The 23,424-nt window shown below is 63.9% G+C and carries 20 protein-coding genes and 2 pseudogenes; 10 read left to right on the top strand and 12 right to left on the bottom strand.

The window, feature by feature from the left end; genetic code table 11:
* Nucleotides 1–868: 868 nt before the first annotated feature.
* Together H6935_10470 and H6935_10465 are read left to right on the top strand one after the other, a co-directional pair.
* Nucleotides 869–985, top strand: a pseudogene (locus tag H6935_10470) (PEP-CTERM sorting domain-containing protein).
* Between the two features lie 574 nt (nucleotides 986–1,559).
* Nucleotides 1,560–2,132: a PEP-CTERM sorting domain-containing protein gene (locus tag H6935_10465; protein MCP5278767.1), complete on the top strand. Its 573-nt coding sequence runs from the start codon at nucleotides 1,560–1,562 to the stop codon at nucleotides 2,130–2,132.
* On the opposite strand, the gene slmA is transcribed toward H6935_10465, so the two are convergent.
* From slmA to htpX, 8 genes are all read right to left on the bottom strand, one after another.
* Nucleotides 2,129–2,722, bottom strand: coding sequence for a nucleoid occlusion factor SlmA (slmA, locus tag H6935_10460; protein ID MCP5278766.1), 594 nt, complete (start codon nucleotides 2,720–2,722; stop codon nucleotides 2,129–2,131). The two genes, H6935_10465 and slmA, sit on opposite strands and share 4 nt — an antisense overlap.
* A 7-nt stretch (nucleotides 2,723–2,729) precedes the next feature.
* Complete coding sequence (locus H6935_10455) at nucleotides 2,730–3,032, bottom strand: DUF4936 family protein (protein ID MCP5278765.1); 303 nt, start codon at nucleotides 3,030–3,032, stop codon at nucleotides 2,730–2,732.
* 9 nt (nucleotides 3,033–3,041) lie between these two features.
* Complete coding sequence (locus H6935_10450; GenBank protein MCP5278764.1) at nucleotides 3,042–4,067, bottom strand: folate-binding protein YgfZ; 1,026 nt, start codon at nucleotides 4,065–4,067, stop codon at nucleotides 3,042–3,044.
* A 156-nt stretch (nucleotides 4,068–4,223) separates the two neighbouring features.
* The gene (locus tag H6935_10445) at nucleotides 4,224–5,063 is read right to left on the bottom strand and encodes a CBS domain-containing protein (GenBank protein MCP5278763.1); all 840 of its coding nucleotides are present in this window, start codon (nucleotides 5,061–5,063) and stop codon (nucleotides 4,224–4,226) included.
* 3 nt (nucleotides 5,064–5,066) lie between these two features.
* A complete protein-coding gene (ybeY, locus tag H6935_10440; protein ID MCP5278762.1) occupies nucleotides 5,067–5,588 on the bottom strand; it encodes an rRNA maturation RNase YbeY in 522 nt (173 codons plus the stop codon).
* 97 nt (nucleotides 5,589–5,685) lie between these two features.
* Nucleotides 5,686–6,636: a PhoH family protein gene (locus tag H6935_10435; GenBank protein ID MCP5278761.1), complete on the bottom strand. Its 951-nt coding sequence runs from the start codon at nucleotides 6,634–6,636 to the stop codon at nucleotides 5,686–5,688.
* The gene (gene miaB, locus H6935_10430) at nucleotides 6,636–7,973 is read right to left on the bottom strand and encodes a tRNA (N6-isopentenyl adenosine(37)-C2)-methylthiotransferase MiaB (GenBank protein ID MCP5278760.1); all 1,338 of its coding nucleotides are present in this window, start codon (nucleotides 7,971–7,973) and stop codon (nucleotides 6,636–6,638) included. Before miaB ends, H6935_10435 begins: the two co-directional genes overlap by 1 nt.
* 57 nt (nucleotides 7,974–8,030) lie before the next feature.
* Nucleotides 8,031–8,876: a zinc metalloprotease HtpX gene (htpX, locus tag H6935_10425; GenBank protein MCP5278759.1), complete on the bottom strand. Its 846-nt coding sequence runs from the start codon at nucleotides 8,874–8,876 to the stop codon at nucleotides 8,031–8,033.
* Between the two features lie 144 nt (nucleotides 8,877–9,020).
* On the opposite strand from htpX, the gene H6935_10420 reads away from it, so the two are divergent.
* A complete protein-coding gene (locus H6935_10420) occupies nucleotides 9,021–10,091 on the top strand; it encodes a hypothetical protein (protein MCP5278758.1) in 1,071 nt (356 codons plus the stop codon).
* Nucleotides 10,092–10,123: 32 nt separating this feature from the next.
* Here H6935_10420 and H6935_10415 read toward each other — a convergent pair whose 3' ends face one another.
* Nucleotides 10,124–11,026 (bottom strand): methionyl-tRNA formyltransferase, encoded by a 903-nt coding sequence (locus tag H6935_10415; GenBank protein MCP5278757.1) that lies wholly within the window; start codon nucleotides 11,024–11,026, stop codon nucleotides 10,124–10,126.
* Nucleotides 11,023–11,526: a peptide deformylase gene (gene def / locus H6935_10410; protein MCP5278756.1), complete on the bottom strand. Its 504-nt coding sequence runs from the start codon at nucleotides 11,524–11,526 to the stop codon at nucleotides 11,023–11,025. Before def ends, H6935_10415 begins: the two co-directional genes overlap by 4 nt.
* Nucleotides 11,527–11,644: 118 nt before the next feature.
* Here def and H6935_10405 point away from each other — a divergent pair, with 118 nt between their 5' ends.
* From H6935_10405 to H6935_10375, 7 genes and pseudogenes are all read left to right on the top strand, one after another.
* Nucleotides 11,645–12,754 (top strand): LysM peptidoglycan-binding domain-containing protein, encoded by a 1,110-nt coding sequence (locus H6935_10405; protein ID MCP5278755.1) that lies wholly within the window; start codon nucleotides 11,645–11,647, stop codon nucleotides 12,752–12,754.
* Between the two features lie 19 nt (nucleotides 12,755–12,773).
* The gene (gene dprA, locus H6935_10400; protein ID MCP5278754.1) at nucleotides 12,774–13,877 is read left to right on the top strand and encodes a DNA-protecting protein DprA; all 1,104 of its coding nucleotides are present in this window, start codon (nucleotides 12,774–12,776) and stop codon (nucleotides 13,875–13,877) included.
* Nucleotides 13,878–13,879: 2 nt separating this feature from the next.
* Nucleotides 13,880–14,338 (top strand): DUF494 domain-containing protein, encoded by a 459-nt coding sequence (locus H6935_10395; GenBank protein MCP5278753.1) that lies wholly within the window; start codon nucleotides 13,880–13,882, stop codon nucleotides 14,336–14,338.
* Nucleotides 14,339–14,350: 12 nt separating this feature from the next.
* Complete coding sequence (locus H6935_10390; protein ID MCP5278752.1) at nucleotides 14,351–17,023, top strand: DNA topoisomerase III; 2,673 nt, start codon at nucleotides 14,351–14,353, stop codon at nucleotides 17,021–17,023.
* Between the two features lie 135 nt (nucleotides 17,024–17,158).
* Nucleotides 17,159–17,761 carry a peroxiredoxin gene (locus H6935_10385; protein ID MCP5278751.1) on the top strand — a complete coding sequence of 201 codons (603 nt, stop codon included), beginning with the start codon at nucleotides 17,159–17,161 and terminating at the stop codon, nucleotides 17,759–17,761.
* 63 nt (nucleotides 17,762–17,824) lie between these two features.
* A complete protein-coding gene (locus H6935_10380) occupies nucleotides 17,825–18,223 on the top strand; it encodes a hypothetical protein (GenBank protein MCP5278750.1) in 399 nt (132 codons plus the stop codon).
* 822 nt (nucleotides 18,224–19,045) lie between these two features.
* A pseudogene (locus H6935_10375) lies at nucleotides 19,046–19,129 on the top strand (PEP-CTERM sorting domain-containing protein).
* Nucleotides 19,130–19,276: 147 nt separating this feature from the next.
* Here the strand turns inward: H6935_10375 and prsT are convergent.
* Both prsT and rho read right to left on the bottom strand, forming a co-directional pair.
* Entirely contained in the window at nucleotides 19,277–21,994 is a 2,718-nt protein-coding gene (gene prsT / locus H6935_10370; protein MCP5278749.1) for a PEP-CTERM system TPR-repeat protein PrsT, read from the bottom strand.
* A 136-nt stretch (nucleotides 21,995–22,130) separates the two neighbouring features.
* On the bottom strand, nucleotides 22,131–23,390 hold the full coding sequence (rho, locus tag H6935_10365) for a transcription termination factor Rho (GenBank protein ID MCP5278748.1): 1,260 nt from the start codon (nucleotides 23,388–23,390) through the stop codon (nucleotides 22,131–22,133).
* Nucleotides 23,391–23,424: the final 34 nt, after the last annotated feature.

Below are 23,424 nucleotides of genomic sequence, written 5' to 3'. Positions count from 1 at the left end.
CCAGATGGGGTTCTGGCGCTCGCCTCGCAACAAAGAATTTCCAACGTACCCGGTCAGGGCCTGAGATGTGTCGGCATGCTTTACACACCCGCATGAGTCGTTATCCAAGGATATGTTTTAAATAAACATTTTTTCTGGAATGGTTATTGCGTGGATTTCGCCTAGGTGAATTCTTGACCGTTGCTAACACTTGGAAGAAGGGAAGATCATGAATACTCGGACGCGCTCTTATCCTGCCTTGTTGCTGGCTGTGGGCCTCAGCGTTGCAGTGCCTGTCCAGGCTGCCCTGCACGACCGCGGCGGCGGCCTGATTTATGACGATGTACTGGATGTCACTTGGCTGCAGGACGCCAACTACGGTGCGGGTTCCAGCTATGACGATGGGGGCAGCGCCACCGATGGCCGCATGACCTGGGCCAATGCCGTGGCTTGGGCCGCCAGCCTCAGCTACTACGACAGCGTGCGCGACGTCACCTATGATGACTGGCGCCTGCCCACCATGATCGATACCGGTACTCCTGGTTGTAACTCGGGCTACAGCGGCACCGACTGCGGCTACAACGTGCAAACCTTCAGCGCGGGGACGACTTATAGCGAGTTGGCGTACATGTATTACGTCAACCTGGGCAACAAGGGCCGGTACGACCCGTCCGGCAGCGAGCAGTCTGGCTATGGCATGGTGGACGATCCGCTCAATGCGAATGACGAAAGCCTGTTCACCAACCTCGGGTCAAATTTGTACTCGTCCGGCTTGGAGTACGCGCCCAATACCTCCTATGCGTGGTTCTTCTATACCTACGATGGCGTCCAAACTTCAAACAGCAAGATCATCGGCACCTACTTCGCGTGGGCGGTTCGCGACGGTGACGTCGCCGCCGTCCCCGAGCCCGGGACCTACGCCATGCTGCTGGCCGGCCTGGGGCTGGTGGGCATGATGGCCCGCAGGGCCACCCGGCAGGCGGACCGCCTCCAGGACGCAGCCTGAATCCAACGCGCCTCTGGAGCCCATCATGAGAAAGACATTTTCCCTTCGTCCCCTGGGCCTGCTGCTGGCCGCTTCCCTCCTGGCCTCCAACGCCCAGGCGGTTCTGGTGTCCCAGGACCTGACCACGTCCGGCGACGGGCTGATCACCCTGGACACCGCCACCGGCCTGCAATGGCTGGACCTGAACCTCAGCCAGCCCTGGCGCATCAACGAGCCCAGTATCTACCTGGCCTCCGGCTGGTCCGTGGCCTCCCTGGGCCAGGTCCAGACCCTCATCGGCAACCATTTCGGCTCCAGCATCACCAACGGGTCGCGGATACCGGTGGACACGGCCGACGCCCAGTCTTTCGTGGGCCTGTTCGGTCCCACCTTCACCTCGGAGTTGTCCTGGGGGCGCTTCCAGTCCACCGTGCCGGGACGAGCAGGTCAGGCCATCGTGCGCTACGACACCGGCCTGGTCAGTTACCTGATCAGTGACGACGCCTTTGGCGCAGGCGAGCCCCACTCCCTCTCGGGCATCTTCTACGTCCGGAATGCGCCCGCACCGGCCCCGGTCATCCTGAGCGGCCAGGGCATGCCCTCGGACCACAGCGCCCTGACGGGAGGCACGGTGATCGACTTCGAGAGCCAGACAGCGGGGGATGCGGCCATAAGCTTCGACTATGTCGGCATGACCATGACCGGCAACAACATGCTGCACATCACCGACGCCTTCGACGGCAGCCACAACACCACGGGCAACAGCCTGGCCTTGACCAGCATCGACCGCACCCAGGAGATCGTGATCGATTTCGATACGCCGGTGGACGCCTTCGGCTTCAATTTCGGCGGCACCAACGAAACCTGGCACCTGGTGGCCTACGGCGCCGGCGATGCCGTGCTGGAGGAACTGGACCTGCCGGTGATCGATCCGACCAACGATGGCGACTGGCGTGGCATCGCGGCGGAGGGGATCGTCTCGGCGAAGCTTTACAACACGGCCTTCGATGTGGGCACCGACAGCGGCTCCATGGACTACATCGTGCTGGACAACTTCACCTATTTCCCAGCCGCCGTGCCGGAGCCCGAGACCTATGCCTTCATGCTGGCGGGCCTTGGGGTGGTGGGCTGGGCCGCAAGCCGCAGAAGGACTGGCCGGGTCGTCTAAGTGCGGGGCGGGGCCTGCATGGCCGCCGCCAGCATCGCCCACTGCCCTTCCCATTGGGCCAGGGGTGTCTTGGTGAAACCGCTTTTCACGAACTGCTGCCAGCGGCCCTGGATCCATACGAGCACAAGGTTTGCTGCCACGCTCACGTCGGCGTGGGTGTCCCCCTGGGTGGCGGCGATGCGCAGGGACTGCTTGAGGCTGGCCTCCACCCGGTCCAGGAGCTGGTTGACCCGGGCCTGGAGGCGGGCGTTTTCGTTCACCAGCACTTCGCCGGTGAGCACCCGGGTCATGCCCCGGTTCTTTTCCGCGAAGGCCAGCAGCAGCTGAGCCATGGCCCGTACCTGGTTGATGCCCTTGGGTTCGTCCGAGTTGATGCGGTTGATGAAGCCAAACAGGGTTTGTTCGATGAATTCGATGAGGCCTTCGTACATCTGGGCCTTGCTGGCGAAGTGGCGGTAGAGGGCCGCCTCGGAAACCTCCAGTCGGGCGGCCAGGCCGGCGGTGGTGACCTTTTCCGCCTGGGGGGCCTCCAGCATCTGGGCCAGGGTTTGCAAAATCTGGTGCTTGCGTTCGCCGTTCAGTCGGGGCATGGGTGCCTCAGGGGTGGGTTGCACAGGTGGGTGTGGCGCACCAGTCTTCACTGAAGGCTTCCACGCGGCGTTCACCATCGATGAACATGCCCAGGTCGAACTCGTCCACTTTCTGCGCCATCAAGCGCTCGAAGCCGTCCTGGTCGGCCACGCCGGCATACACCTCCATCCACAATCGGGGTTCGTCCCGTTTCTTCAGCAGCCGTCCGGCGACGCCGCTGCGGCAGGCCAGACGGGCCATCATGCCGCGCACGGCGTTCTCCGTGTCCCGGTCGTCCTTCTCTACCCGGTACCAGACGTAGATGTGCATCCCTTGGTGTCAGGCCACGGGGTAAGGCAGGGGGCGGAAGGCCAGTTTCGTGCCGTCCCGGGCCTTGAGGTGCACCACGCCGGCTTCCACGCTGGGGGACAGGGCCACCACCAGGGCATCCCAGCCGCCGCCGGGTGCGGGGGCGGCGTTGGCCACCAGGCCACAGGACTGGTCCGCCGGTTCTGGCGCGTAGAGTTCGTCGCCGGGGTGAGCCGGGGCATCCACATGGGCCAGGAACAGGCGGCGTTTCACCTTGCCCAGGTACTGGCTGCGGGCCACGATCTCCTGACCGGGGTAGCAGCCCTTGCTGAAGCTGACTCCTCCCAGCACCTCCATGTTGGCCATCTGGGGCACGAAGTGGTCCTGGGTGGCAGGCAATACGGCGGGGATGCCGGCGTTGATGAGCAGCCAGTCCCAGGCCGGGGCCCCCACAGGCCGGGCGGTGGCGGCCAGCATTTTCCACATGTCCCGGGCCGCCTCGGGGGCCAAGAACAGATCGAAGCGATCATCCCCCAGACGCAGGACGAAGGCCTTGTCGTTGTGGGCCATGCCCATGATGCCCTCCGGCAGGGAGGTGCCCAGGGCTTCAACGGCCAGCCTGGCGGCGTCAGGTCCGGCCAGGCCCAGGCGCACCCATTCTGCGGAGGCATCCCGGGCCTTGACCTTGGAACGCAGGATGAACATGGACAGGCGCTTCTGGATGGCTTCGCGCAGGCTGGCGGGAAGCATGACCAACAGGTCCCCGCCCCGTTTCATCACCAGGAAGTTGGCCAGCATGCGGCCCTTGGGGGACAGGTAGCCGGCGAACACAGCGGTGTTCTCCCGCAGGCCGCGCAGGTCGTTGGTGATCTGGGCGTGGAGGAAGGTCTGGGCCTCTTCCCCGGCGAAGCCGATGAGGCCGTAATTTGAGAGGTCGGCCAGCACGGTCTGGCTGGCAGCGGCGGCCAGTTCGCCGGGGGCGTCGCCGAAATGGGCCACGGCGTCATTTTCCAGGCGGGCGCCCTGGGTGGTGAGGAAGTCGGTCCAAGCGGTCATGTCAGGTCCTTGAAGGTTCGGTTATTGATGTCTTGGACAAGTGCGGGCGACCGGCCTCGCTTCAAGCTCTAATGATCGAGGCCGGCAGATTAGCGGCAAGTCGATATGCTGGCAAGGTAAGCGTTTACTTACGCGGTATGGCCTGTGAGTAGTGGGTCAGAGCAGAGGCTGCTGGGCCAGCCGCTCCACCTTCAGGGTGTGCAGGCGGCGGCTGTCGGCCCGCAGCACGTGGAAGCGGAAACCGGCGATTTCCACTGTTTCGCCCCGCTTGGGCAGGCGGCCGAAGGCATGGATCACCAACCCACCCACGGTGTCGTATTCGTCGTCGCTGAACCGGGCCCCCAGGGCCTGGTTGAAGTCGTCCACTTCGGTCTGGGCCTTCACCCGCCAGGCGCCCTTTTCGTCGGAGACGATGTTGTCTTCCGCCTCGTCGTAGTCGTATTCGTCCTCGATGTCGCCGACGATCTGTTCCAGCACGTCCTCGATGGTTACCAGTCCGGCCACGCCGCCATACTCGTCGACGATGATGGCGATGTGGTTGCGGGAGGCGCGGAACTCCCGCAGCAGCACGTTCAGGCGCTTGGACTCGGGGATGAACACGGCGGGACGCAGCATGTCCCTCAGGTCCACGTCCTCGCCGGTGCACAGGCGCAGCAGGTCCTTGGCCAGGAGGATGCCCACCACGTCGTCACGGTCGCCGTCGATGGCGGGGAAGCGGGAGTGGGCGGTCTCGATGATGAAGGGGAGGAGTTTTTCCGGCGGCTCGTTGATGTCCACCACGTCCATCTGGGCCCGGGGGACCATGATCTCCCGCACCTGCATCTCGGAGACCTGCATGACGCCCTCGATCATGGACAGGGCGTCCGCATCCAGCAGGTTGTTCTCGTAGGCGGAGTGAAGAAGCTCCAGGAGCTCTTCCTTGTTGTCAGGCTCCCGTGAGAGCCAGGCGGTGATGCGTTCTAGGAAACCCGGTCTAGGACTACTGTCGTCTGTCATAAGTTATTGATAAGGGTCGGGAAATCCCAACGCCTGCATGATAAAGCTTTCCACGGCTTCCATGGCAACTGCATCAGTCTCGCCGGTTTCGTGGTCGTAGCCTTGCAGGTGCAGCAGGCCATGCACGGTGAGGTGGGCGTAGTGGGCGGCCAAAGGCTTGCGCTGCTGCTTCGCCTCCTTCTCCACAACCGGGGCGCACAGCACGATGTCCCCGGTGAGAGCGCCGGTTTCCGGATCCGGGCCGTATTCGAAGGTGAGCACGTTGGTGGCGTAGTCCTTGCCCCGGTAGTCCCGGTTCAGGGCCAGGCCTTCCTCCGCATCCACGACGCGCAGGGTGGCGGCCACGTCGGTCCTGAGGGCCGACTTGGCCCAGCGGCGGAAGTCGGCGCGGGTGGGCAGTTCACTCCCTCCACCTTGAGGGGGGGCGTAGGCGGGGTTTTGGAGCGCACTGCTCTCCGCCACCGAAGCCGGCAGGCCATGCAGGGCCTGCCGTGGACGGGCTGGGGAGGGGGTGGGTTTTTGCATAGGTTTTTTATGATCTGCCCTACGCTTCACCCTCTCCCCCGCCCCTCTCCCCTCGAGGGAGAGGGGATTCAAGGGGCACGCGAACTGGATGGCCAGCTCAAGCCTGGGGCTTGTCATGCTTGTCTTTGAAGGCGTCGTAGGCGTCGATGATGCGGGCCACCAGGGGGTGGCGCACCACATCGTCGTTCTGGAACTCGGTGAAGGCGATGCCGCGCACCTCCTTCAGCACCTCCCGGGCCTCCACCAGGCCGCTCTTCTGGTGCCGCTGCAGGTCGATCTGGGTCACGTCCCCCGTTACCACGGTCTTGGAGCCGAAGCCGATGCGGGTGAGGAACATCTTCATCTGCTCCGGCGTGGTGTTCTGGGCCTCGTCCAGGATGATGAAGGCGTGGTTCAGGGTGCGACCCCGCATGAAGGCCAGGGGTGCCACCTCGATCTGCTGCTTCTCGAAGGCCCGGTTGGCCTTGTCGAAGCCCATCAGGTCCCACAGGGCGTCGTAGAGGGGGCGCAGGTAGGGGTCCACCTTCTGTACCAGGTCACCGGGCAGGAAGCCCAGGCGCTCGCCCGCTTCCACTGCCGGCCGCACCAGCACGATGCGCTTCACCAGGTCCCGCTCCAGGGCATCCACCGCCCCGGCCACGGCCAGATAGGTCTTGCCCGTGCCGGCGGGACCGATGCCGAAAGTGATGTCGTGCTCCTGCATCTGGCGGATGTAGGCGTTCTGCCGTGCCGTGCGACCGTGGAGGCCGGCACGGCGGGTCATGAGCACGGGGATTTCATTCTCCGGCGTGCCCGCCTTGGGCTTGTGGACCACCTCCACCAGGGCCAGCTGGATGTCGTCGATGTCCAGGGGTTTGCGGGCCCGCTGGTAGAAATCCTTCAGCATCAGCCCGGCGGCCTCCGCCTTGTCACCGGAGACCTGGAAGACTTCGCCGCGGCGGTGGATGTTCACGTTGAGGGCGGTCTCGATCTGGCGCAGGTTCTCGTCCAGCACGCCGCACAGGTTGGCCAGGCGGGTGTTGTCGGCGTCGGGGAAGGTGATCTGCATTAGTGGATTTCAGTGGTTACGACTTCGCCGCGCAGGGAATGGGGCATGGCCTGGGTGATGGTGACGTCCACGAACTGGCCGATGAGTCTTGAGGGGGCGGGGAAGTTGACGATGCGGTTGTTCTCGGTGCGGCCCATGAGCTCATTCTGGTCCTTCTTCGACTTGCCTTCCACCAGCACACGCTGCACCGAGCCCACCATGGCGGCGCTGATGGCGGCGGCCTGGGCGTTGATCTGGTCCTGCAGGTGGTAGAGGCGCTGCATCTTCTCGTCGTGGGGGGTCCTGTCTTCCAGGTCGCAGGCGGGGGTGCCGGGGCGGGGGCTGTAGAGGAAGCTGAAAGAGGCGTCGAAGCCCACCTCGGCGATGAGTTTCATGGTGGCGTCGAAGTCCACTTCCGTTTCCCCCGGGAAGCCGACGATGAAGTCCGAGGCGATGGAGATGTCCGGCCGGGCCGCCTTCACCTTGCGGATGATGCTCTTGTACTCCAGGGCGGTGTAGCCCCGCTTCATGGCCGCCAGGATGCGGTCGGAGCCGGACTGCACCGGCAGGTGCAGATAGGAAGCCAGCTTGGGCAGCCGGGCGTAGCAGTCGATGAGCCGCTGGGTGAACTCCCGGGGGTGGGAGGTGGTGAAGCGGATGCGACCGATGCCCGGGATCTCGTGCACCAGTTCCAGCAGCAGGGCGAAGTCGGCAATCTCACCTCCGTCCATGGCCCCCCGGTAGGCGTTCACGTTCTGGCCCAGCAGGGTCACTTCCTTTACGCCCTCTGCGGCCAGGTGGGCCACTTCGGCGAGCACGTCCGCCAGGGGGCGGGAGACTTCCTCGCCCCGGGTGTAGGGCACCACGCAGAAGGTGCAGTACTTGGAGCAGCCTTCCATCACCGACACGAAGGCGGAGGGGCCCTCTACCCGGGCGGGGGGCATGTGGTCGAATTTCTCGATCTCGGGGAAGTCGATATCCACCTGGGATTGGCCCGACTCCCGGCGCTTTTCCATCATGGCCGGCAGCCGGTGCAGGGTCTGGGGGCCGAACACCAGGTCCACGTAAGGCGCCCGCTTGACGATGGCGGCCCCTTCCTGGCTGGCCACGCAGCCCCCCACGCCGATGATCAGGTCCGGGTTCTTCTGCTTCAGGTGGCGCACCATGCCCAGGTCGGTGAAAACCTTTTCCTGGGCCTTCTCCCGTACGGAGCAGGTGTTGAACAGGATGACGTCCGCCTCTTCCGGGTTATCCGTCTTCTCATAGCCTTCTTCCGCTCCCAGCACATCCGCCATCTTGTCGGAGTCGTACTCGTTCATCTGGCAGCCGAAGGTGCGGATAAAGACTTTGCGGGACATGGAAGGTCTGGGGACAGGGAAATCGGAAGTGGGGAGTGGGTAGTGGGGGTGAATCTATCAGCGGCGCTGTGCCAAGGCCAGCAGCCGGGCCACCCGCTGCTCCGTGGCCGGGTGGGTGCGGAACAGGCCCTGGAGGTCACCGCCCGAGAGGGGGTTGATGATCATCATCTGAGCGGTTTCCGGGTGGGCCTCGGCAGCATGCATGGGCGTGCCCCGGGCATAGGCCTCGATCTTGCGCAGGGCGCTGGCCAGTGCCTCCGGGTCGCCGGAAATCTCGGCGCCGCCCTGGTCCGCGCCGAACTCCCGGGCCCGGGAAATGGCCATCTGGATGAGCATGGCGGCCAGGGGGGCCAGGATCATCACGATGAGTTGCACGGCGAAGTTGGGCCGGTCCCGGTCACCGCCCCCGAAGAACATGCCGAACTGGGCCAGGGCGGAGATGGCGCCGGCCACGGTGGCAGAGATCGTGGAGATGAGGGTGTCCCGGTGCTTCACGTGGGCCAGCTCGTGGGCCATGACACCCCGCAGCTCCCGCTCGGAAAGGATGTGCATGATGCCCGTGGTGGCCGCCACGGCGGCGTTTTCGGGGTTGCGGCCGGTGGCGAAGGCGTTGGGCTGGGCCTCGTCGATGACGTACACCCGGGGCATGGGCAATTCGGCGCGACGGGCCAGGTCCGCCACCATGGCGTGGAAGGCGCCGCCGCTGGACGCATCCACCTCCCGGGCGTTGTACATGCGCAGGACCATCTTGTCCGAGTTCCAGTAGGCGAACAGGTTCATGGCCCCGCCGAACAGCAGGGCGAGGAGCATGCCCGTGCGTCCGCCCAGGGCCATGCCCACGACACCGAACAGGGCGACGATGGCGGCCATGAGCAGGGTGGTCTTGAACCAGTTGTTCAGCATCGGGTTCTCCAATGTTTCCGTACGGACCAATAGTTGGGTGACATCCCAGGAAATTCAATGGATTGCTCAAGTTTTTCCCGGGTGCGTCGTTAGGGGGGTGAAATTGGTAACTGGACGAATATGATGGGGCCAAGACTCCTGTTGATGATCATGGCGCTGGCCATGGCGGTGTATCCGGTGGTGGCCGTGGGCCTGGCGATGGCGGGTTTGACCTCCTGGTTGGCCTGGGGCTCGGCCCTGGGACTGGCAGTGGCCGTGCTGGCTTACCTCTGGTGGTGGCACATGCGTCACCATCTGGCTCCCGTTCCGGCGTTGCCTGTAGAGGCGATGGACGAGGTGGCGCTGCCCGCCAGGGTGGAACCCGTTCTGGCTGCCATTTGCGAGGCTCTGGAGGCCCATCTTCGTCCAATGCGGGTCACCCTTGGCCGAGCACGTGAACTGTCCTTGCCTCCTGTCCCGGGCGTGGCAGAGGCGACTACATCGCTGGAGAATGGCGAGGCCTTCCAGTCCTGCCTGGCCAGGACCCGGGCTCATCATGAGGATGTGGTGGAGTCATTTGGCCGCCTGGCGGCATACAACAGGGATATCCTGCAAACTGTATCGGGCAACGCGCACCAGATTTCGTCGGTGTCCCTGGACCTGAAAAAGCGGTTCTCGGACATCGAGGTACGCATCAGCGACATGTTGTCCGCCCTGGGGGAGATCGAGGACATCACCAAGCACACCAATTTCCTCGCCCTCAATGCCTCCATCGAGTCCGCCCACGCCGGCGACGCTGGGCGTGGTTTCAAGATCGTGGCGGAAGAGGTGCGCAACCTGTCCAAGCGCACCGGACAGTTCTCCGCCCACATCCGCAGCAACATGGAGGAGGTGAGCGGACATTTGCTCAAGGCAAGCGAGGTGATGGGCCAGGTGGCCGGCATAGATGCCACCATGGTCGAGCACGCTTCAAGGGGGCTTGGGGAAACCTCGGGCATGGCCTCGGAACTAAACGCCAAGCTGGCCCAGACCATGGCGGACCTGGGTGAATTTTCAGGGGGAGTGCGGGCAGCTGATACGGGAGATGCGCGCCTAGCAAGCCTGCCGCGACTGGAACCGCTGCTGGATCAGCTCGATGGCCAGATGGCTTGTTTGGTCGACTTCCTGGGGCAGGTGCGGCAACTTGAGGCTAGCGAGGGGACAGTGGCAGCCCTGAAGGCGCTGGAAAAAGCTTGAGATGCGGGGCCCGGTGCGGGCTTCCGCTGTCCTCAGGACCGCAGCCCCCGCAGGTAGTCCGCCACCGCTTGGCGCCTGGCCCCGGCTTTTTGTACTTCCTCGATGCGCAATGCATCCTGGCCGCAGGCCACCGTCAGACTTTCCCGATCCTGCTCGAGCAAGGTTCCGGGCTGGCCTTGGCCCGCTACCGGCCGGGCCCGCCATATCTTGAAGGGCACGCCATCCACGTCGGCGCTGGCGCCGGGGAAGGGATTGAAGGCCCGGATCCTGCGCGCCAGCATCGCGGCCGGCTGCTTCCAGTCCAGAGACGCTTCCTCCTTGCTGATCTTGCTCGCGTAGGTGGCGAGGCTGCCGTCCTGGGGCTCGGCCATGACGGCGCCCTGCTCCAGCCGCGGCAGGAGGGCCACGATTTCCCGGGCCCCCAGTTCCGCCAGGCGGTCATGGAGGCTGCCCGTGGTGTCGGTGTCCTGGATGGGAATGGCAGTCCGGCTCAGCATGGCGCCGGTGTCCAGGCCCGCATCCATCTGCATGAGGGTGATGCCGGTTTCCGCATCCCCGGCCTCGATGGCCCGGTGGATGGGGGCCGCGCCGCGCCACCGGGGTAGCAGGGAGGCATGGATGTTGACGCAGCCCAGGCGGGGCATGTCCAGCACGGCCTGGGGCAGGATGAGGCCGTAGGCGGCCACCACCATGACATCGGCATTTGCCTCGGCGATGGGACGGCGTGCCTCCTCGGTCTTCAGGTTCTCCGGCTGGGCCACGGCCAGGCCATGGGCCAGGGCCACTTCCTTCACCGGGCTCATGCGCAGCTTCATGCCGCGCCCCGCGGGGCGGTCAGGCTGGGTCAGGACGAGGGGGATGTGGTGGCCGGCCGCGATGAGTGCCTTCAGGGCGGCCGCCGCAAAGTCGGGCGTGCCGGCGAAAATGACCCTCACATCGCTTCCTTGGCCTGCTTGAGGAGCTTGTGCTTGATGCGACTCTGCTTCAGGCGGGACAGGTACTCCACGAACACCTTGCCGTTGAGATGGTCGATCTCGTGCTGGATGCAGATGGCCAGAAGGCCGTCCGCATCCAGTTCGAGCGGGTTGCCGTGCAGGTCCAGGGCTTTCACCCTGATGCGTTCGGCCCGGGTGACCTTGTCATAGATGCCGGGCACGGACAGGCAGCCTTCCTCGTAGACCGTTTCCCCGTCCTTGGAGACGATTTCCGGATTGATGAGGATTTTCAGCTGGTCCTTGGTCTCGCTTATGTCGACGAGAATCATTCGGATGTGGCGGTCCACCTGGGTGGCGGCCAGGCCGATGCCCGGGGCGGAGTACATGGTTTCGGCCATGTCCGCGGCCAGTCGGCGGATTGCGTCGTCCACCTGGGCAACGGGCTTGGCCACGGTGTGCAGGCGCGGATCGGGGTAATGAAGGATTTTTAGCAAGGCCATTGTGAATGGGGGCGAAGGATTCCGTGCAAAATCTGACAAAGTGCTTTAAGTTTCAACTGTTCTGAATTATAACGGGCGCAAAGTTTTGTTCAGTCGCCTAAACACGAGGGCAGGAATCATGCGAATCCTTCCATTACTTGTTGCCATCGGTCTGGCCTTGCCCGCCATGGCGGATGAAATCCGCTTGCAGGACAACGCCCCTCAACGCCACGTGGTGGTCAAGGGCGACACCCTGTGGGACATTTCGGAGAAGTTTCTCAAGGATCCCTGGAAGTGGCCCGAGGTCTGGCAACTCAACCGGGAAGAGATACGGAATCCCCATCTCATATACCCCGGCGACGTGGTGGTGCTAGGCATCGTCGACGGCAAGCCCAGGTTGTTCCTGGAAAAGGCGGCCTTCACCGAAACCGTGAAGCTCTCTCCCCAGGTGAAATCGGAACCCATAATCATCAAGGAACAGGGTATCCCCAGCATTCCCATCGGCGCCATCCAGTCCCTGATGGTCAAGGGTGCGGTGGGCGATGCGGGCGAACTGGCAAATGCGCCGCGCATCCTGGGTTCCAGCGATGCCCGGGTCATGTTTGCCAAGGGGGACCGGGTCTATGCCACCAAGGCAGAGACGCATGGCAAGGCCTGGCGGGTGATGCGCCTGGGCCAGGCATTGCGGGACCCGGACAACAAGGACGAGAAGTCCAACATCCTGGCCTATGAACTGGTGTATCTGGGGGATGCGGTCACGGAGACGCCCGGTGATCCCCAGTTGATCCGCATCACCTCCACGGACCAGGAAGTGCTGGAGCGTGACCGGCTTATGCCCGCATGGGATGGCAATCCGCCCCAGTACGTGCCCCATGCACCGGACAAGCCGGTGGAGGTCAAAGTGGTGGCCGCTCTGGGCGGGCCCATCCACGCCGGTACATGGATGAACCTGGTGCTGAACCGGGGCAAGAACGGTGGCCTGGAGGAGGGGCATGTACTGGCCCTCTACCGTGCGGGTCGTTCCGTGGCGGACCCCAAGTGCATACGGGCCAAAAAGATTGCCTTCATGGCGGGCGGTGGCCGCGGTCATGCAGAGGATTGCGTCGCCAACCAGGACGACGGTTCAGTCTTGCCGGAAACCAGGGTGGGCCTGGCCTTCGTCTACCGGGTGTTCGACAAGCTGTCCTATGCCTTGGTGCTGAAAGGTACCGAACCAGTCTCGGCCGGAGACGTGGCACGCAATCCCTGAGATCGCATTGGGGAGAGGCATGCCAGCGCAAGGGGATACGCTCGCCTGGCTGACCCTGGAGGCAGTGCCTGGCCTGGGACCGGAAACCCTGAGCCACCTGCTGGAAGCCTTCCCGGGGCCCGTCGACATCCTCCAGGCCTCCTCAGCCCAGTTGACCCACGTGGTGGGCAAGGCCATGGCCCTTGCCATCCTGACGGCGGCGGACAAGCCCGAAACCGCCGGGTTGATCACCGCGGCAATGGATTGGCTGTCCCTGCCCGGCAACCACTTCATCCCCCGCACCGATCCCCGCTATCCCCCCCAGCTACTGGAACTGCAGGATGTCCCCGCCTGGCTCTACGTGAAGGGCGATCCGGACTGGCTGGCCCGACCCATGGTGGCCATCGTGGGCAGCCGTCATGCCACCCAGCAAGGGCTGCGGGATGCCGCCGCTTTTGCCCAGGCCCTCTCGGAAGCGGGGCTGACCGTGGTCAGCGGCCTGGCCCTGGGTGTGGACACGGCCGCACATGAGGGCGGCCTGGCCGGCCTCGGCTCCAGCGTGGCGGTGGTGGGCACGGGGCTGGACCGGGTCTATCCGGCACGCAACAGGGACCTGGCCCACCGCCTTGCTGGCCAGGGGGCCATCGTGTCCGAATTTCCCCTGGGAACGCCCCCCAAGACCGGGCATTTCCCCCGCCGCAACCGGCTCATCAGCGGCATGTCCATGGGAGTTCTGGTGGTGGAGGCAGCCCTGGAGTCGGGCTCCCTAATCACCGCGCGGCTGGCGGCGGAACAGGGCCGGGATGTGTTCGCCATGCCCGGCTCCATACATTCCGCCCTGTCCAAGGGTTGCCACCGCCTCATCAAGCAGGGCGCCAAGCTGGTGGAGTCGGCGGCGGACGTCCTGGAAGAACTGGGCCCCCGGTTGCGCCAGCAACCGAGCCGTCCCAGGGGAGATGCCCCCGCCAGCGGGATACCAGGTGATCCGGTGCTGGACGCCCTGGCCACAGGCCCTCTGGGCCTCGACCAATTGTCCGAGCGCCTTGGCTTGACGGTGGGGACGCTTTCAGTCAGGCTACTTTCAGCCGAAATGTCGGGCCAAGTGGCGCGTCTTCCTGGCGGCCTGTATCAACGTACCTATTGAACATGTTCGACATCCTGCTCTACCTCTATGACACGTATATGCTGGCGGACCAGATCCCCGACGCAGAGCATTTGAGCCGCAAGCTTTCCGCTGCGGGCTTTGAAGAGGACGAGATCGCCGAAGCCCTGGACTGGCTCGCAGGGCTGGATGAACTCGTGGCGGTGGATGAGGCGGTGCAGCCCCGCGGCATCCGCATCTACAGCCTGGAGGAAGAGCGTCGCCTGGACACGGAAGGCCGTGGCTTCCTGGCCTTTCTGGAAAGCGCCAACCTGTTGCCGCCCCATGGGCGAGAATGGGTGATCGAGCAGGCCCTGGCGCTACCGGACCCTGAGATTCCCGCCTCGCGCATCAAATGGATTGCCATGCTGGCCCTCTGGAAGCTCAAGGGCGCCGGCGACGTGTTGTGGCTGGAGGATTTGGTCCGTGGTGCCGAAGAAGGCCGGCGCCCCACCTTCCACTAACCCCACCTTTCCGTGAGCAAGCAACTCATAATCGCCGAAAAACCTTCGGTGGCCCAGGATATCGCCCGGGCCCTGGGGGGGTTCAAGAAGGAAAAGGACTACTTCGAGTCCGAGGAATTCGTATTGTCCTCCGCCATCGGCCACCTGCTGGAATTGGCGGTGCCTGAGGAATACGAGGTCAAGCGGGGCAAATGGTCCTTCGCCCATCTGCCGGTCATACCGCCCCGATTTGCCCTCAAGCCCATAGAGAAGGCAGAGGACCGTCTCAAGCTTCTCACCCGCCTGATCAAGCGCAAGGACGTCGACGGCCTGATCAATGCCTGCGACGCTGGCCGGGAAGGCGAACTGATCTTCAACTACATTGCCCAGCACAGCGGCACGAAAAAGCCGGTTCGGCGCCTGTGGCTGCAGTCCATGACCCAGGGAGCCATCCGCGAGGGCTTCGACAGTCTGCGGGAGGCCGCCGAGGTGGAGGGGCTGCGCACCGCCGCCGTGTGCCGGGCCGAGAGCGACTGGCTCATCGGCATCAACGGCACCCGGGCCATGACGGCCTTCAATTCCAAGACCGGCGGCTTCCATCTCACCACCGTGGGCCGGGTCCAGACCCCAACCCTCGCCGTTGTGGTGGAGCGGGAGGAAAAGATTCGCGCCTTCAAGCCCCGGTCCTATTGGGAGCTGGAGGCCCGTTTCAGCGGCGCCAAGGGGGAATACACCGGGCGCTGGTTCGACGAGAAGTTCAAGAAGGACGAGAGTGACGAGCACGCTACCGCATTCCGTATCTGGGAGCAGAAGGATGCGGATCACATCCGTGCCGCGTGTCTCGGCCAGCCTGCCACGGCGGAGGAAGAAACCAAGCCATCCAGCCAGCTTTCCCCGCTGCTGTATGACCTGACCAGCCTGCAGCGGGAGGCCAACAGCCGCTTCGGCTTCTCCGCCAAGACCACCCTGGGCTTGGCCCAGGCCCTGTACGAGAAGCACAAGGTCCTGACCTATCCCCGTACCGATGCCCGCGCCCTGCCGGAAGACTATCCGAGCACGGTGAGCGAGGTGCTGGGCAACCTGCCCGATGCCTACGCGCCTCTTGCCGCCGAGATCAAGGCCAAGGGGTGGGTGAAGCCCAACAAGCGCATTTTCAACAACACCAAGATTTCCGACCACTTCGCCATCATCCCCACGGGTAATGCGCCCAAGTCCCTGTCCGAGGCGGAAGAGAAGATCTTCGACATGGTGACGCGACGTTTCCTGGCGGTGTTCTACCCGGCGGCGGAATACCAGATCACCACCCGCATCACCCGCGTCGGCAAGGAGGCCTTCAAGACCGAGGGCAGGGTGCTGGTGAATCCGGGCTGGCTGGCGGTCTACGGCAAGGGTGCCCAGGTGGACGATGAAGAGGGTGGGCCCAGCCTGTCGCCTCTGGTGCCGGGGGAGAAACTGCAGACGGAAGACGTTGTGATCAAGGCCTCCCTGACCAGGCCACCCCCCCGCTTCACCGAGGCCACGTTGCTTTCCGCCATGGAAGGCGCCGGCAAGATGGTGGAGGACGAGGAGATGCGAGCCGCCATGGCCGGGCGGGGACTGGGCACGCCGGCCACCCGGGCCCAGATCATCGAGAACCTCATCGCCGAGAACTACCTGCACCGGGAAGGCAAGGAACTGGTGCCCACGGCCAAGGCCTTCTCTCTCATCACCCTGCTGCGGGGCCTGGGTATCAAGGAATTGGCCTCCCCTTCCCTGACCGGCGAGTGGGAACACAAACTGGCCCAGATGGAAAAAGGCGGCCTGAGCCGCGACGCCTTCATGGGCCACATCACCGCCCTGGCCCAGGAGATCGTGGACCGGGCCAAGCGCTACGAATCCGATACCGTACCGGGCAATTTCGCCACCCTCGCCGCGCCCTGCCCGAAATGCGGTGGTGTCATCAAGGAGAACTACAAGAAGTTCGCCTGCCAGTCCTGCGACTGGAGCGCCTGGAAGATCGTGGCCGGGCGCCAGTTCGAGATCGAGGAAATTGAAACCCTGCTGCGGGATGGTCGGGTAGGCCCCCTCACCGGTTTCCGCAACAAGATGGGCCGCCCCTTCGACGCGGAGATCCGCCTCAACGACGACAAGCAGCCCGAGTTCGATTTTGGCCAGCCCCGGGAAGGCGAAGGCGAAGCCGAAGAGGTGGACTTCTCCGGCAAGGAACGTCTGGGGGCGTGTCCCAAGTGCGGGTCTGGCGTGTACGAACACGGCAATGCCTACGTCTGTGAACGCAGCATCGGGGCCGCGAAGGCCTGTGATTTCCGCAGTGGCAAGGTCATCCTGCAGCAGCCGGTGGAGGCTGAACAGATGCGCAAGCTGCTGGCAGAAGGAAAGACCGACCTGTTGGCCGGTTTTGTGTCTGCCCGGACCCGGCGCAAGTTCTCCGCCTTCCTGGTGCGGGACAAGGAAGGCAAGGTGGGTTTCGAGTTCGAGGCTCGGGAACCCCGGGGCAAGGAATCCGCCAAGGCTGCTCCTTCCTCCCGGGAACTGGGGGCCCATCCCCGGGACGGCAAGCCCGTGCAGGTCAAGTCGGGCCGTTTCGGGCCCTATGTGCAGCATGGCAAGCTGATGGCCTCCATTCCCAAGGACCGCCAGCCGGAAGAAGTGACCCTGGAGGAGGCGGTAACCCTCCTTGCCGAGAAGGCCGCCAAGACCGGAAAATGAGTATTAACCCGGTGGATGGCTTGTTGAGGCTCGTATAAAATTAATCAATATTGTGAGCGGATTCCAGGGCGGGAGATGGGGTTGGCCACGGCATTGATCGGATCTTTTTCTTTTTTAAATCAAGAGGTAATTTAAATGGCCGTACTCGTAGGCAAGCAAGCACCTGATTTCACCGCAGTGGCTGTCATGGGCGACAACGATTTCAACGAAAACTTCAACCTGTCCGCCCACATCAAGGACAAGTACGCGGTGGTCTTCTTCTACCCCCTGGACTTCACCTTCGTCTGCCCCTCTGAGCTGCTGGCTTTTGACCACCGCTTGCCAGAATTCACCAAGCGCAACGTGGAGGTCATCGGTGTCTCCATCGACTCCCATTTCAGCCACCTGGCCTGGAAGAACACCGCCGTCAACAATGGTGGCATCGGCAAGGTTGGCTATCCCCTGGTGGCCGACATCAAGCACGAGATCTGCAAGGCCTATGACGTGGAAGCCGACGCCGGCGTGGCGTTCCGTGGCTCCTTCCTCATCGACAAGCACGGCATCGTGCGCCACCAGGTGGTCAACGACCTGCCCCTGGGCCGCAACATCGACGAGATGATCCGCATGGTGGACGCCCTGCAATTCGTCGAGGCCCATGGCGAGGTCTGCCCCGCCGGCTGGAAGCAGGGCGACGAAGGCATGAAAGCATCTACCGAAGGTGTGGCCGAGTACCTGGCCAAGCACGGCGAAGAACTGTAAGCGTCTGCTGGAAAAGCAAGGACAAGGGGGCTGCGGCCCCCTTTCTGTTTTCAAGGAGAGCATATGTCCCAGGCCCCGGTCCTGCTCAATGTCATCGAGCTGTTGGGGTACCCAAACCTGCGCCCCCTCTATGAGCGCCTGGGGTATCGGGTACTGACTGAATTCGCCGTGCGCAAGGCCATCAGCCTGATGCGGAAGGAGAAACCGGCCGTGATCGTGGCGGACTTCTACTTCCAGCCGGATTTCCGCGACCGGGTGAGCAACCTGGAATCCCTGCTGGCCACGGCCCAGTCACAGAAGGACGTGAAGGTGGTGGTGCTTTACGAGGCACGGCACGAGCATGCCCTGGTAAGGTTGAAGCAACGATTTCGCATCGACTGGGCCTTGACTCTGCCAGAGAGGGAGGCGGAACTGGAAAATATCCTGCGACGGGCAATGCAAGGCGACATGGCGGGTCACTGATGGGGTGACCGGCCAAGGGGTGTCGGTCATTTTTACAGGGTGGGCGTGCTGGCGGGCCGGCAATGCCCGGGAATGAGGGCCATACCTGCTGAAAAGCCGTTGGACAGGGACTTGGCAGGGTTGCCGGTAAAGATTGCTTTACATGGCATGAGGCTTGCTAATTTTTAGCCAAGAGCAATGAACTTGCCAAAGGTGCAAGAAATGAAAAGCCTATCCAAGAATACGAACAAGCTTGCCCCGCTTTCTGTCCTGGCCTTGTGCATGGGCCTGAGCGGGGGTGCCTTTGCCGCGACCTGTACCGTTACCTCGTCCGCGGATCCGGATGCGTACATCACCGGGGCCCGGGGCAGCGATGAAGGCGTCTATGGCGACAATGCGACAAACACCGGCCGTTATTCCACCACGGCGGACTGTGGCCTGGGCATTGGTACCAACGATCGAAATACAACCGCGATGGATGGTTTTGGCGGCGTCGAGGATTGGACTCTGTATGGCAACGAGATCAATAACGGAAATGGAAGCCTGGTAGGTTGGTCAGCCACTACTCAAGACAGGAAAACCGGTACCTGGTCTATCGACAGCAGCAATTTCGACGATGGCACCCTGTTCATGCTGGTCCTGAAAGATGGCCAAGGCGCCCAGGAGGATGGCGCCAACCCTGCTTATGATGCCACACAGTGGGTCTGGTTCATCATCGGACCGGATACGGGGTCGAACATGAGCGGGGATTGGGGCATGTACGGAAGGAACGGGCAGAGAGTGGAAAATTCCCACATCAGCCTTTACACGGCATCCGGAACTCTGCCGGGTCCTGGACCTGGACCCGTGCCCGAGCCGGGCATCCTGGGGTTGCTGGGCGTGGGCCTGGCCGGCCTGGCCTTGGCGCGTCGCCGCAAGCCCAGCTGACCAAGGGGCTGTTTACGCAAGAAGGCGCTGGTTTTCCAGCGCCTTTTTTGTTGCTGTGCGAGCTGCATGGGTATGAGAACCATGTAAGCACCTCCGGGCGCCAACGTAAGAATATTCGACAGCGGCGGTGGAGTAGGTTGCATATGGCTAAAGTCCCTTCAGCAAGCCCCGCGCCTCGGCATATTCCGGGAAGGTGTCGCCCCGGGCGACGGCGGCCTGCAGTTCCTGGCGCGCCGCCTCCCGGTTGCCGGCCCGCATCAGGGCGAAGCCGAAGTGGTAGCGCAGGGTGCCGGATTGGGGCGCGGCCTCGCTGGCTCGGCGCAGGGTCTCCAGGGCCCGGGGCAACTGGCCCTGCTCCAGCAGGATCCAGCCCAGGGTGTCCTGCAGATAGGGATTGCCCGGGGCCGCCTTGAGCGCCCGTTCAGCCATGTCCACGGCCCGTGGGTCCCCTTTCTGATGGTATAGGTTGGCCAGGTTGTTGAGGGCGGCGGCCTGATCGGGCCTGGCCTGCACCACCTTTTCGAAGAGGATGATGGCGTCCCGGTCGTGGCCCGACAGCATGTAGGTCTCGGCCGCTCCCAGGAGGGCCAGCATGTCCTCGTCGTGCCGGGCCAGCCAGGCCTTGAGCTGGTACTCCGCCTTCTGCATGTCGCCGGCATTCACCAGGGCGCGATGGGTCAGGATGAACAGCTCGGCACTGCCAGCCCGGTCCAGGGCCTTCTGGAAGGCCACTGCGGCCTCCGCGGGGCGCTTGCCGGCGTTCAGAATTTCGCCTTCCAGGCGAAAGCCAGCCGGGGAGGCGGGGCGCTGGGACTGGATCCGCCGGGCCATGGCCAGGGCCTGGTCCCGTTTGCCCTGGGCCAGATCGAGCAGAGCCAGGGCCCGCTGGGCCGAGGTGAAGTCGGGGCGCAGGCTAAGGGCACGTTCCAGGCTGGCGCGGGCGACGGTTGGCGTATTCATGGCCATCTGGGCCCGGGCCAGCCCCAGGTGCGCTTCGGGCAGGCTGGGGGCCAGGTTGACCAGCAACATGAAGGTTTCCTCGGCACCCCGGCCGTGGCCGATCTCCAGCTGGGTTTCGCCTTGTAGCAACAGGGCCCCGGGGTTCTTGGGATCCCAACCGTAGCCCTCCTTGGCCAGGCGCAAGGCGGTGGCGGATTCTTTCTTGTCCAGGTGGTGGCGGACCAGCCGGGATCGGGTGTTCAGCGCCCGGGGGTTGCTTTTCAGGGCCAGGTCCAGCCATTCCAGGAAGGCGCTCTCGTTGTTCTGGCGCTTGGCGATTTCGGCCAGGCCAAGCATGGCTTCCTGCTGGTTGTGGCTGTAGGAGAGAATGCCGCGCAAGCGCTTCTGCGCGTCTTCCAGCCTGTTCTCCAGCATGTCCAGCCGCGCCAGGTTCAGGTTGGCGGGAATGAACCGGGCATTCAGGGTCAGGGCTTTTTCCAGGGATGTTCTGGCCGCCGCCGGCTCGTTTCGGCCCAGGAAGGCATGGGCACGCAGGTTGTGGAGGGCCGGGTTGTCCGGCAACCGCTGTTCCAGTTCCCGCAAGACGCCGAGGGCACGGTCCCAGTCCCGGTTTTGAAGGTACAGGGACACGATTTCCAGGTCCGTCGTGCCGTCCCCCCGGTTCAGCCGGGCCGCAGACTGCATCTCGGCATAAGCTTGCTGGGTTTGCCCCAAAGCCTGATGCCCCTTGGCCTTCAGGATCTTGACGGCGGGGTTGACGGGATCGATGGCGGCGGCCTGGCGCAGGTAGTCCATGGCCTGGCCGTATTCGCCCTGGGCCAGGTGAGCCTCCCCCATTAGGGCCAGCAGGCGCGCGTCCCCGCCGTGCTTCTTGGCCAGGCCTCGCAGGGTGCTCAGGGCTTCGTAGGTCTCCTTGGTCTGGATCTGCGTGGCGGCCAGGATACGGCCGGCCTCGAGATGACCGGGATTGGAAAGCAGGAATGCGGAGGCCAGTTTGCGGCTTTGTTCGTAATCGCCCAGGACCAGGCTGATCTTGGCCTGCAGCAACTGATTGGGCGGGTAGTCCGGCATCTGCCGCATCACCAGGCTGCTGGCGGCATTGGCCGCCTTCAGGTTGCCCCGCGCCAGTTCCACGCTGCCCCGCGTGTAAAGGACCAGGGGGACGTTGGCCGCGAACTTTTCCGCTGCCTGAAGTGCCTGGTCAGCGCCGGCCTGGTCCCCGAGCTGATGCTTGATCGTGGCCATGGCAACGAGGGCGATGAACTGGCGGGGGTCCAGTTCCACGATGCGTTGATAGAGTTCCAGGGCCTCCTTGTCCTGGCCGGAAGTACGCCTCAGGATGGCCTTCATGTAGAGACCGTCGATGTACCCAGGGTCGCGCTTCAGCGCCTGGTCGATGAAGCGGCCTGCCTCCTGGTGGTCCCCTCTGAACAAGGCGATGGAGGAACGGGCCAGGAACAGCTCCGGGTGGCTGGCGTCCACTGCTTGGGCGATGGTCAGGGCCACCCTGGCGGCCGAAGGATCCCCCAGGGCATGGAAGGCCAGGCCCCGCGCGCTGTGCAATACCACCATGGTGGTTGTGCCGAGGCCGGATTCGGGAAATTTCAGTTCGACCACCTGCCGGAACTTGCCCTGCTGGAGCAGGGCTTTCACGAGTGGCGGCAGCACGAGGTCGTCGGCCAGCTTGAGTTTGCGGGCCTCAAGGAGTTCCTTTTCCGCCTCCTGAAAGGCCTGCATGGCCAGATGGGCCCGTCCCAGCAGCAGGCGGGCCTCACCGTTACCCGGCTGATCCTCCAAGACATTCTTCAACGAGATGATGGCCGCCGGGTATTCCGACTGATCCAGGAAGACGCGTCCCTGGCGCAGCTGGGATTCCGGGTCGTTACCACAGCCTGCCAGCGCCATCAGGCATGCAAGCAAAGTTTTCTGGAGGGCGCCTCGTCTGATCACTTATCCGGACGAAAAGAAGGATGGGACAGTTGAAATTCAGGCCCGACGACCCGATACGTCGTCAGCTTGGCTGAGCAGGTCGTGCTCCCCATCAACCCCGGCGCATGGAATCGAAGAAGTCCCCGTTGGTCTTGGTGGCCCGCACCTTGTCGGAGAGGAATTCCATGGCCTCCAGGTCGTCCATGGGGTAGAGCAGCTTGCGCAGCACCCAGATCTTCTGCAGGGTGGCCGCCTCGATGAGCAGTTCCTCCTTGCGGGTGCCGGAGCGGTTGACGTTGATGGCGGGGTAGACCCGCTTTTCGGCCATGCGACGGTCCAGGTGGATTTCCATGTTGCCGGTGCCCTTGAATTCCTCGTAGATCACGTCGTCCATGCGGGAGCCGGTGTCGATGAGGGCGGTGGCGATGATGGTGAGGCTGCCGCCTTCCTCGATGTTGCGGGCGGCGCCGAAGAAGCGCTTGGGCTTCTGCAGGGCGTTGGCGTCAACGCCGCCGGTGAGCACCTTGCCGGAGGCGGGCTGCACGGTGTTGTAGGCCCGGGCCAGGCGGGTGATGGAGTCCAGCAGGATGACCACGTCCTTCTTGTGCTCCACCAGGCGCTTGGCCTTCTCGATGACCATCTCGGCCACCTGCACGTGGCGGGACGCGGGTTCGTCGAAGGTGGAGGCCACCACTTCGCCGCGCACCGTACGGGTCATCTCCGTCACTTCTTCCGGACGCTCGTCGATGAGCAGGACGATGAGTTCCACGTCCGGGTGGTTGGCGGTGATGGCGTGGGCGATGTGCTGCATCATCACCGTCTTGCCGGTCTTGGGCGGCGCCACCAGCAGGCCCCGAGAGCCCTTGCCGATGGGGGAGATGATGTCGATGATGCGACCGGTCATGTTTTCCTCGGCCTTGATGTCCCGCTCCAGCTTGAAGGCCTTGTTGGGGAACAGGGGCGTGAGGTTCTCGAACAGGATCTTGTGCTTCAGGGCCTCGATGGGGCCGCCGTTGGCGTTGTCCAGCTTGGTGAGGGCGAAGTAGCGCTCGCCGTCCTTGGGGGTGCGGATCTCGCCGGAGATGGTGTCGCCGGTGTGCAGGTTGAAGCGGCGGATCTGGGAGGGCGAGATGTAGATGTCGTCCGGGCTGGACAGGTAGGAGGTCTCGGGGGAGCGCAGGAAGCCGAAGCCGTCCGGCAGGATCTCCAGCACCCCGTCGCCGTAGATGGTCTCGCCGTCCCGCGCCTTCTTCTTCAGCATGGCGAAGATGAGCTCCTGCTTGCGCATGCGGTTGGCATTCTCGATGCCGTTGGCCTCGGCCATTTCCAGGAGTTGGGAGACGTGTAATTGCTTGAGTTCGGATAGTTGCATGGCGTGAATGAGCAGGTGGGCCAGAACGGCCAGG

This window comes from Thiobacillus sp. (assembly GCA_024235835.1).
Taxonomy (GTDB): domain Bacteria; phylum Pseudomonadota; class Gammaproteobacteria; order Burkholderiales; family Thiobacillaceae; genus PFJX01.
This window is presented reverse-complemented; position numbering and strand designations above follow the sequence as displayed.